The organism is Streptomyces sp. NPDC060194 (assembly GCF_042728285.1).
In the GTDB taxonomy this organism is placed as follows: Bacteria; Actinomycetota; Actinomycetes; order Streptomycetales; family Streptomycetaceae; genus Streptomyces.
Window position 1 is genome coordinate 1 of the sequence record NZ_JBHWZH010000152.1, and the last position, 13,294, is coordinate 13,294.

At 74.3% G+C, this 13,294-nt stretch carries 11 protein-coding genes; 5 read left to right on the forward strand and 6 right to left on the reverse strand.

Features of this window, described 5'->3' with window-relative positions:
- Nucleotides 1-76: 76 nt before the first annotated feature.
- From hpf to mtnA, 6 genes are all read right to left on the reverse strand, one after another.
- Nucleotides 77-757 (reverse strand): ribosome hibernation-promoting factor, HPF/YfiA family, encoded by a 681-nt coding sequence (gene hpf / locus ACFWEG_RS24720; RefSeq protein WP_387219102.1) that lies wholly within the window; start codon nucleotides 755-757, stop codon nucleotides 77-79.
- Nucleotides 758-1,029: 272 nt separating this feature from the next.
- Nucleotides 1,030-1,803 carry a ComF family protein gene (locus ACFWEG_RS24725; RefSeq protein WP_387219104.1) on the reverse strand — a complete coding sequence of 258 codons (774 nt, stop codon included), beginning with the start codon at nucleotides 1,801-1,803 and terminating at the stop codon, nucleotides 1,030-1,032.
- 101 nt (nucleotides 1,804-1,904) lie between these two features.
- The gene (locus tag ACFWEG_RS24730) at nucleotides 1,905-3,827 is read right to left on the reverse strand and encodes an LpqB family beta-propeller domain-containing protein (protein WP_387219107.1); all 1,923 of its coding nucleotides are present in this window, start codon (nucleotides 3,825-3,827) and stop codon (nucleotides 1,905-1,907) included.
- Nucleotides 3,814-5,706 carry an MtrAB system histidine kinase MtrB gene (mtrB, locus tag ACFWEG_RS24735; protein WP_387219109.1) on the reverse strand — a complete coding sequence of 631 codons (1,893 nt, stop codon included), beginning with the start codon at nucleotides 5,704-5,706 and terminating at the stop codon, nucleotides 3,814-3,816. The genes ACFWEG_RS24730 and mtrB overlap by 14 nt, the downstream gene beginning before the upstream one ends.
- A 1-nt stretch (nucleotide 5,707) precedes the next feature.
- Nucleotides 5,708-6,385: a two-component system response regulator MtrA gene (gene mtrA, locus ACFWEG_RS24740; protein WP_387219111.1), complete on the reverse strand. Its 678-nt coding sequence runs from the start codon at nucleotides 6,383-6,385 to the stop codon at nucleotides 5,708-5,710.
- A gap of 15 nt (nucleotides 6,386-6,400) precedes the next feature.
- Entirely contained in the window at nucleotides 6,401-7,549 is a 1,149-nt protein-coding gene (gene mtnA, locus ACFWEG_RS24745) for an S-methyl-5-thioribose-1-phosphate isomerase (protein WP_387219113.1), read from the reverse strand.
- 150 nt (nucleotides 7,550-7,699) lie between these two features.
- Between mtnA and ACFWEG_RS24750 the strand changes: the two genes are divergently transcribed.
- From ACFWEG_RS24750 to ACFWEG_RS24770, 5 genes are all read left to right on the forward strand, one after another.
- Nucleotides 7,700-8,974, forward strand: a complete 1,275-nt coding sequence (locus tag ACFWEG_RS24750) for a glycerophosphoryl diester phosphodiesterase membrane domain-containing protein (RefSeq protein WP_387219115.1) — start codon at nucleotides 7,700-7,702, stop codon at nucleotides 8,972-8,974.
- Nucleotides 8,975-9,044: 70 nt separating this feature from the next.
- Nucleotides 9,045-9,671, forward strand: a complete 627-nt coding sequence (locus ACFWEG_RS24755) for a DUF4129 domain-containing protein (protein ID WP_387219117.1) — start codon at nucleotides 9,045-9,047, stop codon at nucleotides 9,669-9,671.
- Nucleotides 9,668-10,876: a DUF4350 domain-containing protein gene (locus tag ACFWEG_RS24760; RefSeq protein ID WP_387219120.1), complete on the forward strand. Its 1,209-nt coding sequence runs from the start codon at nucleotides 9,668-9,670 to the stop codon at nucleotides 10,874-10,876. The genes ACFWEG_RS24755 and ACFWEG_RS24760 overlap by 4 nt, the downstream gene beginning before the upstream one ends.
- Nucleotides 10,873-11,856, forward strand: coding sequence for an AAA family ATPase (locus ACFWEG_RS24765; protein ID WP_387219123.1), 984 nt, complete (start codon nucleotides 10,873-10,875; stop codon nucleotides 11,854-11,856). The genes ACFWEG_RS24760 and ACFWEG_RS24765 overlap by 4 nt, the downstream gene beginning before the upstream one ends.
- Before the next feature lie 11 nt (nucleotides 11,857-11,867).
- Nucleotides 11,868-13,178, forward strand: a complete 1,311-nt coding sequence (locus ACFWEG_RS24770) for a DUF58 domain-containing protein (RefSeq protein ID WP_387219124.1) — start codon at nucleotides 11,868-11,870, stop codon at nucleotides 13,176-13,178.
- Nucleotides 13,179-13,294: the final 116 nt, after the last annotated feature.

Genomic DNA, 13,294 nt, shown 5'->3' on the forward strand with positions numbered 1-13,294 from the left:
GTCCGGGCCAGCCGTCGCACGGCGGGCCCGGAGGTGACATCTCGTCAGTTGTCGGTCCGAGGGGTGACGGTGGCGGTCAGCCGCCCAGTGCGCCCCCGGCACCGCTCGCGTCGGAGCCGGCGAGCGGGTCGGTCGTCAGGTGGATGACGCCGTAGTCGTAGGCGTGCCGCCGGTAGACGACACTCGGCTCCTTGGTGTCGGAGTCGACGAAGAGGTAGAAGTCGTGTCCGACCAGCTCCATCTCGTAGAGCGCCTGGTCCAGGGTCATGGGGGCCGCCACGTGCGTCTTCTCGCGCACGATCAGCGGGCCCTCGCCCTGCACGTCCAGCGGCCCGGCCTTGCTCGTGGGGACGGCCCGGTCGGCCACGAACTGACCGTCCTCGTCGACCTCGGCGGCGTTCGGGACCGCGTCGACGACCTCGGCGGCCGAGAGCCGCCCGTTGCCCCGGCGCGAGTTGCGCTTGTCGTGCTGCTTGCGGAGCCGCGCCTCGAGCTTCGCGTGCGCGAGGTCGAGCGCGGCGTACGGGTCGGCGGCCGCGGCCTCGGCGCGGATCACCGGTCCGCGGGAGTGGAGGGTGATCTCCACCCGGTCAGAACGGTCCGCCAACCGCGGGTTTTGCTCCTTGGACACCTCGACGTCGAGGCTGATCACCTTGGCATCGAGCTTCTGGATCTTGTCCAGCTTCAGCTTGTCGGCCACGTGCTTGCGGAACCGCTCGGGCACCTCGGTCTTGCGGCCCTTGACGACGATGTCCACGCAGAACTCCGTTCCCGGAATCGCTCCGCACTGCCGGCGGAGTATCTCCTCTTGCACCAGACTCCGGCAGTCGCCGGAATCCCGGACTTGGCGGCTTTCACCTCCTCCTCCCCGGACGGCAAGACCTGCATCCCACCGACTCGGGAACGGTGGCCGTCATTCCTCACAAACGAACATATCTCGCTCGGAGGGATGCCGACACCCGCTGCCGCCGCATACCTCCATTCGAGTGAGTCATGACGGTCACTACCTGCAACGACGCAATTTCCCGGTCAGTTCCATTTCATTCCGGACGCCGTGGGAGACGTCTGCGGAGGCGCGGCGACCACCGCCGCGCACACGCTGTGGTCCGAGCATCTCCCGAACGGCTCCGCCCGGCCCGCCGGGAGCGCGGCCCGGACGGCTCGCGCACTCTCCACGAGCGAGGCTCCCGTCGTCATCACGTCGTCCACGAGCACCACCGGTCCCTGTGCCAACACTCCTCCCCCTCCGGGCGGCACCTCAAGCGCGCCGCGCAGATTCGCCAGCCTGGCCCGGGCGTCGAGCCCCACCTGGTCGGCCACCGCCCGCCGCTGCCGCAGCACGGCCGCCACCCGCGCCGCGGTCCCGGTGCGCCGCAGCTCCGCGGCGGCGGCGAGGGCGATGCGGCGGGCCGGATCGTGCCCCCGGGCGCGCACCGCGGACCGCGCGGAGGGCACCGGGACCAGCAGCAGGGGCGCCCCGACCGGTGACGCCGGGCCCGGGTGGTGCCGCTCGCGGCGGGCGGCCGTCACCGCTCCCGCGAGCGCCCGCCCCAGCGCACCCGCGAGCCCGAGCGCGCCCCGCTCCTTGTGGGCCAGGAGCAGCGCCCGCACCGCGTCCTCGTACGCGGCGGCCGCGTGCACGACGGGCAGCCCGTCCGGCTCCGGGTCGGGACGGACCCGCAGCCCGCCGGACGAGCAGAGGGCCGCCAGACACTCCTGGCACACCGGGGTCCGTGCGCTGCCGCACCCGGCGCAGTCGACCGGCAGCACCAGGTCGGTGAGATCCCGCAACCACCCCCGCATGGCACCCACTGTGCCCGCCCGGGTCGCACCCGACCACCCCCTGTGGACGACACGGCGGCTGTGGACAACTCCGCCCCGCCGACGCGCCGTCCGCCGTCACCTCACCCGGGGTAGACCGGACCCGAGCCCTTCTCCACGACCGTCTTCCACCGGCTCCCCGACGGCAGCTGCACGATCCCGTCGTTCGAGGAGGCCATCAGGGGCCGCGCCGGGTCCTCGGAGGCCGCGATGTCCTTGACCCCCGTGATGCCCGGCAGCGCCGCGCCGATGTCCGGCGCCGACCCGTCGCTGAGCACGTACCGCAGCTGCTGCACCTCACCGGACTCCCGGCCCGCCACGACGAGCCGGCTGCCGCCCGCCCAGGACACGGCCGTGACCTCCGACATCCCCGGCGCGGCCGGCCGCAGCTCGACCACCGCGACCTGCTCCCCCGCCCCGACGTCCCGCCGCTCGATCCGGCCGACCTGGAGGGTGCTGCTGTCGTCGTCGCCCCGCACGATCAGCGCGACGCGCACCCCGTCCGCGGCGACCCGCACCGCGTCGATCCGGTCGTCGCCGAGGCCGGCGACCCGGACCTCCTGGGCCTCCTGGTCGTCCGTCCCGCCGCCCGGCAGCCGCAGCAGCCGGGGCGCGCCCGGATCGCGGTCCGCCACCCACAGGTCGCCCCGGCCGTCCCAGCTCGGCGCGGTCAGGCGGTCGCCCTCCTTCTTCGCGCGGCTGGTCACCGAGGTCGTCCGCAGCTCCCCGTCGGTGGTGAGCGGCGCGACGACCAGCCGCCCGCCGTCGCCCGAGACCCCGGCGGCGAACCGCTCGTCCCGTGACACGGCCGCCGACCTGAGCGTCTGCTCACCGGTGCCGAGCGGACCGGGCACCGGCGCCGTACCGGCCTCGTCGTCGCCCTCGCCGCCCGGCCCGCCGCGGCCGCCGCGGTTCCGCGCGGTCAAGGAGAGCTCCACCAGCCGCCGCTTGGGGTCGATGAAGTACTGGGCCTGCCCGGCCTCGTCGCTGCCGGGCAGCAGCCCGGCCTCCTGGGCGTCACCCTCGTCCAGCGCGCACAGGAGGTTGCCGCCCGTGCCGGTCAGCTGCACCTCCTGGAGCGTGTTCGCGGTCTGCGGGCGCAGGGTGTAGAAGAGCTGTCCGGCCATCTCCTGGCAGCGCTTGCGGCTCATCGCGGGGGTGTCGCCCGCGAGTGGCACCCGCAGCACGTTGCTCTCGTCGAGAGCCAGCTCTGCCGTGCCGCGCCTGAGCGTCGTCCGCGACGGGAACCGCGAGTCGGCCACCGGGTCGAGCCAGGTGGTGGGCCCGGCGAGCAGCTCGCGGACGGTCCGGGTCAGCAGGTCGTCCTGGGCGCGCAGGTAGACGGGGTCGGCGACCAGCCGGTCCTGCCCGCCGGCCTGCCGCGCCGAACCCGGCGCGAAGTAGTACTTGTCCACGGCGAGGTACGTGCGGTGGAAGTCGGACTCGCCGATCACGACGCCGCGCGGCGGCACGTCGATGCGCCACTGTTTGCCGTCCGCCGTCTCCACCTGCGTCAGGTGGATCCGCGCGTCGTACGCGCCCCCCGCCGCCCGGTAGGCGTGGCGGTCGTCGAGCTGCCCGATCCGGTCGCCGGTCAGGTTGTACGTGACGCCCAGGCCCTTCTGCCGGTCGGTCGTCCGGCCGGCGACGGGAGCGGGGCGGGAGGTGAGGATCGTGGCGGACTCCTCGGGCCGCCAGTCCTCGGCGGCCTCCTTCGTCAGGTACTTGCGCGCTATCGAGAACCGCGGGTCCTCACTGGTGAGCACGTCCAGGAAGCCCTGCACGATCTCCTCCGGCGGCGCCCCCTCGCCCGGCGGCACCGCGGACACCCGCACCCGCGAGTCACGGTCGCCGGTCTCCTTGACCTGCTCCACCTCGCCCCGGTCGGGCATCGAGGCGCACCCCGCGAGCAGCAGCCCGCTGCACGCGAGCACCACGGCGACCGCCCGCCGCCGCTCCGCGCGGGCGGCGCTCCGCACCGCCGCGGCCCGTTCAGTGGTCCCCACGGCGTTCCCCCTCGTCGTCGTGGCGGGCCGCCGCGCCCGGGCCGGGGCGGGCGACCACCCGCGCGCCGCTGCCCGGGAACGCCGCCGGATCCGCCCGGACCGCCGCCGACCGAGGCCCCGGAAGCAGCGGCCGCACCGGCTCCTCCCCCCGCGGCAGTGCGGCGGCGGCCAGCGCACGCTCCGCCTGGCCGCGGGAGTCCTCCGGCTCCAGGGGTATCGGCGATCCGCGCAGCGGCTCGTCCGCGGTCCGCGGCAGCGTCAGCCGGAACTGCGAGCCGCCGCCGGGCTCGCCCCAGGCCTGCAGCCACCCGCCGTGCAGCCGGGCGTCCTCCAGGGCGATCGACAGGCCGAGGCCGGTGCCGCCGGTGGTCCGCGCGCGCGCCGGATCGGCCCGCCAGAAACGGCTGAAGACCCGCGTGGCCTCCCCCGGCTTCAGCCCGACCCCGTAGTCCCGTACGGCGACGGCGACGGCGCCGCCCGCGGCTCCCAGCCGCACGACGACGTCCCGGCCCTCGCCGTGCTCCACCGCGTTGACGACCAGGTTGCGCAGCACCCGCTCGACCCGCCGGGCGTCCGCCTCCGCGATGACCGGCTGCTCGGCGCCGCGCACGACGATCCGCGTGCCCTTGCGCTCGGCCAGCGGCTCGGCGCCGCCCACCACCCGCCGCACGACCTCGCGCAGGTCTATCGGCTCCGCCTCCAGGGCGGCCGCTCCCGCGTCGAAGCGGCTGATCTCCAGCAGGTCGGCGAGCAGCGACTCGAACCGGTCGAGCTGGTCGGCGAGGAGCTCGGCCGACCGCGCGGTGACCGGGTCGAAGTCCGCGCGGCTCTCGTAGATCATGTCCGCGGCCATCCGGACCGTCGTGAGCGGGGTGCGCAGCTCGTGGCTGACGTCCGAGACGAAGCGGCGCTGCATCCGCGACAGGTCCTCCAGCTGCTGGATCTTCAGCTGCAGGTTCTGCGCCATCTTGTTGAAGGCCTCCCCCAGGCGCGCGATGTCGTCCTCGCCTGTGACCTTCATCCGCTCCTGGAGCCGCCCCGCCGACAGCCGCTCGGCGATCCCGGCGGCCATCCGCACCGGGGTGACGACCTGGCGCACGACCAGCCAGGCGATCGCGCCGAGCAGCACCACCACGAACACGCCGGCCGTCGCGAGCGTGGTCTTGACCAGGGCGAGGGACTCCTCCTCCTGGGTCAGCGGGAACAGGTAGTACAGCTGGTAGCGGTCGCCCTTGACGTCGTCCAACTCGGTCCCGATGACGAATCCCGGCTCGGGCGGCCGCTCACCGCTGGAGTAGATGATCCGCGTGTAGGCCTTGTAGGTGCCGTCGTCGTCCGCGACCGCGGCGCGCAGCTCGGCGGGCACGCTCTTGGCCGCCTCCACGCCGCCGGACACCCGAGGCATCCGCGTCCCGCTCAGGGCGACCACGTTGTAAGCGCCCCGGCCGCCGCTGGAGAGCTCCTCGGCGAGCTTGGTGAGCCACTCGGAGGTGTCCCGCTCCTCCACCTGGCCGTCCGGGGACGCACTGTCCGCGGCGGCGTCCCTGGCCCGCTGCTCGGCCGCCGCGAACCCGCCCTGGGCCTGGCTCTGCGCGGCCTTCTCCTTCGCGTCGAGCAGCCCGTTGCGCACCTGCCCGATGACGACGAACCCGAGCAGCAGCACCACACCCAGGGACATCAGCAGGGTGGTGACGACCACCTTCAGCTGGATGTTGCGCCGCCACAGCCGCAGGGCGGGCAGCAGCGGGCGGCGCACCCACCGGGTGAACAGGCGCAACAGGGGTCCGCCCGCGGCGCCGTCCTGGAGGGGCAGCCCGCCCTGGAGCAGCCGGCCGAGGCGGGATATCCTCCCCGCCCCGGCGGTGTGGAGCCGGGGCACGTCAGCCCGGTCCGGCCTTGTAGCCGACGCCGCGGACCGTCACGACGATCTCCGGACGCTCCGGGTCCTTCTCGACCTTCGACCGCAGCCGCTGGACGTGCACGTTGACCAGGCGGGTGTCTGCGGCGTGCCGGTAGCCCCAGACCTGCTCCAGGAGCACCTCCCGGGTGAACACCTGCCACGGCTTGCGGGCGAGCGCCACGAGCAGGTCGAACTCCAGCGGGGTGAGCGCGATGGACTGCCCCTCGCGCTTGACCGAGTGCCCGGCGACGTCGATGACGAGGTCGCCGATGGTGAGCTGCTCCGGCGTCGGGTCCTCCGACCTGCGCAGCCGGGCCCTGATCCGGGCGACGAGCTCCTTCGGCTTGAACGGCTTGATGATGTAGTCGTCGGCGCCGGACTCCAGGCCGACCACCACGTCCACGGTGTCGCTCTTGGCCGTCAGCATGACGATCGGCACGCCGGACTCGGCCCTGATGAGCCGGCACACCTCGATGCCGTCCCGACCGGGCAGCATCAGGTCGAGCAGCACCAGGTCGGGCTTGGCCTCGCGGAACGCGGCCAGCGCCCGGTCGCCGTCGGCCACGAACGACGGCTCGAAACCTTCATTGCGCAACACGATGCCGAGCATCTCGGCCAGTGCGGTGTCGTCATCGACGACAAGGACGCGTCCCTTCATTCCCTCATCATCCCATTACCCCATCGATACCTGGCGTGAGCTGGAGCACAGCTCCGCGAGACCGGCCGCGGTGACCGGCGAGACGGCGCCCGCCTCGGTGACGATCGCGGTCACCAACTCCGGCGGGGTCACGTCAAATGCCGGGTTGTACGCCTGAGTTCCCCATGGCGCGATCGCGACCCCGCCCCCGGGCTCCCCCGGGGCCCCCGCCGCCCGTGGCGCGGTGACCTCCGTCACCTCGCTCCCGGGTCGGTGCTCGACCTCGATCGCCGCGCCGTCCGGGGTCTCCAGGTCCACCGTCGACAGCGGCGCCACCACGACGAACGGCACGTGGTGGTACCGGGCCAGCACGGCCAGCGGGTACGTGCCCACCTTGTTCGCCACCGAGCCGTCGGCGGCGATCCGGTCGGCGCCCACCAGAACGGCGTCGACCTCACCGGCCGCGAACAGCGAACCCGCGGCGCTGTCCGTCAGCAGGGTGTACGCCATGCCGGCCCGGGCCGCCTCGAAGGCGGTGAGCCGTGCGCCCTGCATCAGCGGCCGCGTCTCGTCGACCCACAGCCGCCGCAGCCGCCCGGCCCGGTGGGCCTCGAGCGCCACCGCGAAGGCCGTGCCCTCGCCGCCGGAGACCAGCGCCCCGGTGTTGCAGTGCGTGAGCACCCGGTGGTTGCCGCCCGGCAGCAGCTCGTCGAGCAGCGCCAGGCCGTGGACGGCCATCCGCCCGCTGGCCTCGGCGTCCGCGCGGTGCAGGTCCCGCGCCGCGTCGAGCGCGGCCCGCGCCGCGGCCGCACCGTCGGCGCCTTCGAGGACGGCGCTCCGGTGGGCCTCCTGCGCGAGCCGCACCCCGCGAGCCAGGTTGACCGCCGTCGGCCGCGCCCCGGCGAGGCCGTCCGCCGCCTCGGCCACCTCGTACCCGCGCGCCGCCGCGAGCGCGACGCCGTACGCCCCCGCCAGCCCGAGCAGCGGCGCCCCGCGCACGGCGAGCGTCCGTATGGCGTGGACCAGCGCCGGCGGGTCCGTGCAGACGAACTCGGCCTCCTCCGCCGGCAGCCTGCTCTGGTCGAGCAGCACGAGGACCGGGCCCTCGGGCCGATCCTCCCAGCGGATGGACGGGACGCCCGGCGGCTCCCGGCGGGACGGACGGTGCGCGCTCTGATCAGCCATCTGCTCAGTCTGCCCCGTGGGAGCAGGACAATTGAAGGTCCGGAGGGATACCGGGGACCGAGAACCCCGGGGCCGCGGACCGGACCCCCGTGGCACGATGGCTGCCAACCGACCGCCGCGGCCGCGGCCGGGCACCGAGAAGGAGCGACGATGAACGACACTCCGGGCTGGGCATCGCCCGGATCCGCCCCCTCCGACCGCACGCCCGACGACGCCTCCCGGCCGGCCGAGCCCGACGCGTCCGCCGCGCCTCAGGAGGCACCGCAGGAAGCGCCGCAGGACACGGCTGCCGGCTGGTCCAAGGAGCAGCCCCCCGCCGGACAGTGGTCCGCCCCCGGCCGGCCGGCGGACTCCTCCGGGCCGCCGCAGAACACCGGCTGGGGAGGCCAGCCTCCCTGGGGCGGCCGGCAGGGCTGGGGCGGGCCGCCCCCCGCCGCGAAGCCCGGCGTCATCCCGCTGCGCCCGCTGGGCGTCGGCGAGATCCTCGACGGCGCCGTGTCGACGCTGCGCACCCACTGGCGCACCGTGCTGGGCATCTCGCTCGCCGTCGCGGTCTTCATGCAGCTGGGGATCACCCTGATCCACGGGTTCCTCCTGGACCCGAGCGGCCTCGACGCGCTCCAGGACCCGGGGTCCGGGCAGTCGGCCGACGAGCTGCAGGCGGCGCTCAACTACTCGCTCTCCAGCAACGCCGTGACCACGGTCTTCACCCTGATCGGGACGATCCTGGCCACCGCGCTGCTCACCATGGTCACCAGCCGCGCCGTCCTGGGCCGCTCCGTCACCACCGGCGAGGCCTGGGGCGACGCCCGCCCCCAGCTGCTCCGGCTCACCGGCCTGACGCTGCTGCTGATGCTGATGGTCGCCGGGGTCATGCTGCTCGGCATGGCGCCCGGACTGGTGCTCGTGGCGATCGGCGTGGAGGTGGCCGGCCTCGCACTCCTGGTGATCGGCGCGCTGGGCGGGGTCGTGGCCGCGATCTGGCTCTACTACCGCTTCTCGCTGGCCTCCCCCGCCCTGATGCTGGAGAAGCAGACCGTCCGCAAGGCCCTCGGGCGCTCCGCGAAGCTCGTCAAGGGCACCTGGTGGCGCGTCTTCGGCATCCAGCTGCTCGCGTTCGTCATCACGTTCGTCGTCGCCGCGATCATCCTGGTCCCCGCGACGCTGCTGGCCGGCATCGCAGGCGGCTCGGGCGCCGGAAGCCTGCTGGAGGCGAGCCCGGCGGACAACAGCTGGACCTTCCTGATCATCACGGGCATCGGCTCGGTGATCAGCTCCGCGATCACCCTGCCGATCGCCGCCGGTGTCACCGTCCTGCTCTACATCGACCTCCGCATCCGCCGTGAGGCCCTCGACCTCGACCTGACCCGCGCCGCGGCCTCCCGCGCGAGCGGCGACGGCACCGCGTCCGGGCTCGGGAACTGACGGGGTGACCGCGGCGGGGGGCAGGTCCGCGCGCGTTCCGCTCCGGCTCGCCGGCGACGGGACGCCCCCGGTGACCACTCCGCGCGAGGCGGCGCGGGAGGCCGCGGAGCGCGAGCTGTCGGACCCCAGGTACCGCGAGCACGAGCCCGGACTGCTCCGGCGCGCCCTGGACGCCTTCTGGGACTGGGTGGACTCGCTGTTCAGCACGGCCGCGTCCGTCACCCCCGGCGGCGCGGTCGGGCTCCTCGTGCTGGCGGTGGTGGTGATCGCCCTCGCCGTGGCGCTCCGGCTGCGCCTGGGCTCCCCCCGCCGGGCCCCCCGCCCCGAGGCCGCACTCTTCGCCGACGGCCCCCGCAGCTCCGCGGACCACCGGTCCGCCGCCGAGCGGCACGCCGCCGCCGGCCACTGGACCGAGGCCTGCCAGGAGCGCATGCGCGCCCTCGTCCGCGCGCTCGAGGAGCGCGCCCTGCTCGACCCCCGCCCCGGCCGCACCGCCGACGAGGCCGCCACCGACGCGGGCCACGTACTCCCCGCCCACCGCACCGCCCTGAGTGCCGCCGCCCGCACCTTCGACGACCTCACGTACGGCGGTCGGACCGGTGACGAGGGGACGTACCACCGCCTCAGCCGCCTCGACACCGACCTGGCGACCGCGAAGCCGGACCTGACCCGCACCCCCGCCGGCGGTGGCGCATGACCGACGCCCCCGCCGCCCCGACGGACACCGGGCCCGATCCGTCGAACGCCGTCCTCGGACCCACCCGGCGGGATCTGTGGACCCGCTCGCGCGGCCTCCTGCTGGCCCTCGCCGTCCTGCTGATCGCCGGCTTCGCCATCGCGGCGCTCCGCTCCGGCGACGAGCACGGCCGCCTCGACCCCCGGTCCTACACACAGCAGGGCGCCAAGGCCGTCGCCGAGCTGCTCGCCGACCACGGGGTCGACACCCGGGTGGTGACCTCCACCTCCGCGGCCGCCGCCGCGGCCGGGCCCGACACCACGCTGCTCGTCGCCTCCCCCGACCTCCTCACCGACTCCCAGCTCCGCACCCTGCGCTCCGCGGTCACCGACTCCGGAGGCCGCACCGTCCTCCTCGCCCCCGGCGACGCCTCCCTCGACACCCTGGCTCCCGACGTCGACACCGCGACCCCGGCCCCCGAACGCACCCTCCGCCCGGACTGCCCCCTGCCCGCCGCCCGCCGCGCCGGCACCGCGGACACCGGCGGCACCGGCTACCGGACGGACCGCCCGGACGTCGAGGGCTGCTACCCGATCGACGGCCGCCCGTCCCTGCTCCTTCTCCCCGCCCCCGGCGGAGGCGACACGGTCCTCCTCGGTACGGCGACGCCCCTGCTCAACGAGCGGCTCGACCAGCAAGGCAACGCCTCGCTCGGTCTCCAACTCCTCGGCTCGCGCCCTCATCTGGTCTGGTACCTCCCCTCGCTGTCCGACTCCTCCGCCGCCGGCGACCAGAGCCTCACCGACGTCATCCCGGCGGGCTGGTACTGGGCGACCCTGCAACTCGCCGTCGCGGCCCTCGTGACCGTCCTGTGGCGCTCCCGCCGCCTCGGCCCACTGGTCACCGAACGCCTCCCGGTGGTCATCCGGGCCTCCGAGACCACCGAGGGACGCGCCCGCCTCTACCGCAAGGCCGACGCCCGCGACCGAGCCGCCGACGCTCTGCGCGCCGCAACCCGCGCCCGCCTCGCTCCGGTCCTCGGCATCCACCAGGCCCACGCCGACTCCCCCGACACCCTCCTCCCCGCACTCGTCCCCCGCCTCGGCGACCCCGCCCACTGGGACCCCGCCTCCCTCCTCTTCGGCCCACCCCCGGCGGACGACGCCGCGCTGACCGCACTCGCCGACCGACTCGACGCCCTCGAAAGAGAGGTACGCACCTCATGAGCGCCCCGCACGACGAACCCACCGGAGACGCGGAGACCGCCCGCGCCGCACTGGAAGCGCTCCGCTCCGAGATCGGCAAGGCCGTGGTCGGCCAGGACCCTGCCGTCACCGGCCTCGTCGTCGCCCTGCTGTGCCGGGGCCACGTCCTACTCGAAGGCGTCCCCGGGGTGGCCAAGACCCTGCTGGTACGCGCTCTGGCCGCGTCACTCGAACTCGACACGAAGCGAGTCCAGTTCACCCCCGACCTGATGCCCGGAGACATCACCGGTTCGCTCGTCTACGACGCCCGTTCCGCCGAGTTCTCCTTCCAACCGGGCCCCGTCTTCACCCACCTCCTTCTCGCCGACGAGATCAACCGCACCCCGCCGAAGACGCAGTCCGCCCTCCTGGAAGCCATGGAGGAGCGCCAGGTCACCGTCGACGGCACCGCCCGTCCCCTCCCCGAACCGTTCCTGGTGGCGGCCACCCAGAACCCGGTCGAGTACGAGGGGACCTATCCCCTCCCCGAGGCCCAACTCGACCGCTTCCTCCTCAAGCTGACGGTTCCGCTGCCGTCCCGCGCGGACGAGATCGATGTCCTCACCCGCCACGCGGAAGGTTTCGATCCGCGCGATCTCGTCGCCGCCGGCATCCGTGCCGTGGCCGGCCCTGCGGACCTGGAGGCGGCCCGCGCCGCGGTCGCCAAGACCTCGGTGTCACCCGAGATCACCGGCTACGTGGTCGATATCTGCCGTGCCACCCGGGACTCCCCCTCCCTCACACTCGGCGTCTCCCCTCGCGGAGCCACCGCCCTGCTGTCGACGGCCCGCGCCTGGGCCTGGCTGACCGGCCGCGACTACGTCACTCCCGACGACGTCAAAGCCCTTGCTCTCCCCACCCTTCGCCACCGCGTCCAACTCCGCCCCGAGGCGGAGATGGAAGGCGTCACCTCCGATGCCGTCATCCGTTCGATCCTGTCCCACGTTCCCGTCCCCCGCTGAGGCGAGGATTCATGGCCCCCACCGGACGAGCCGCTCTCCTGGCGGCCCTCGGTACCCTTCCTGTCGGCATCCTTGAACCGAGCTGGCTGGGCATCGCCGCGGTCAACGCCCCCCTCGCACTCGCAATGGTGTGCGACTTCTGCCTCGCCGCGCCAGCACGAAAGCTCCAGTTCACCCGATCTGGTGACACATCAGTTCGACTCGGTGACGAAGCGGTCGTCCACACCACCATCACCAACCCGACCACGCGCCCGCTCCGCGCCCAGGTGCGGGACGCATGGCCACCCAGCGCATGGGAACCGGGCACGGCGCAGACGGCCTCGCGCCACTCCGTGCGCATCCCGCCCGGCGAGCGCCGCCGCGTCACGACCCGGCTCCGTCCCACCCGCCGCGGGGACCGCTCCCCCGACCGCATCACCGTGCGCTCCTTCGGCCCGCTGGGGCTTGTCAGCCGCCAGGCCGGCCATCGCGTCCCCTGGGGCCTGCGCGCCCTCCCACCGTTCACCAGCCGCAAGCACCTCCCGGCCAAACTGGCTCGGCTCCGCGAACTGGACGGTCGCACGAGCGTGCTGACCCGCGGCGAAGGCACCGAGTTCGACAGCCTCCGCGAGTACCTCCCGGGCGACGACACCCGCTCGATCGACTGGCGGGCCACCGCCCGGCAGTCCGACGTCGCGGTGCGTACCTGGCGACCCGAGCGCGACCGGCGCATCCTGCTCGTCCTCGACACCGGCCGCACGTCCGCCGGCCGGGTGGGAGACGCCCCGCGCCTCGACGCGGCGATGGACGCGGCCCTGCTGCTGGGCGCGCTCGCCTCGCGGGCCGGCGACCGGGTCGACCTCCTGGCCTACGACCGCAGGACGCGTGCCACGGTACGCGGACGCGCTGCCGGCGATCTCCTGCCGGCCCTGGTCAACACCTTCGCCACGCTCCAGCCGGAGCTCACCGAGACGGACCCCCGAGGCCTGAGCGCCGCGGCACTGCACGCCGCCCCACGCCGATCCCTGGTCGTCCTGCTGACGTCGCTCGACCCGGCGGCCGCGGAGGAGGGCCTCCTGACCGTGGTCTCCCGCCTCACCCAGCGCCATGCCGTCCTGGTGGCCGCGGTGTCCGATCCCCGCATCACCGACATGGGCACGGCTCGCGGCACGGTCGACCGCGTCTACGAAGCGGCTGCGGCGGCACAGTTCGAGCGTGAGCGGCGCCTCCTGTCACAACAGCTCGTCCGGAAAGGCGTCACCGTGGTCGACGCGACCCCCGACGAGTTGGCTCCGGCTCTCGCGGACGCCTACTTGGCACTCAAGGCCGCCGGCCGTCTGTAGAGGGTCGTGAACGCAAAAATGCCTCAACCCCCGCCCATTGGGCGGGGGTTGAGGCTAAATGGAGTTCGGCGGCGTCCTACTCTCCCACAGGGTCCCCCCTGCAGTACCATCGGCGC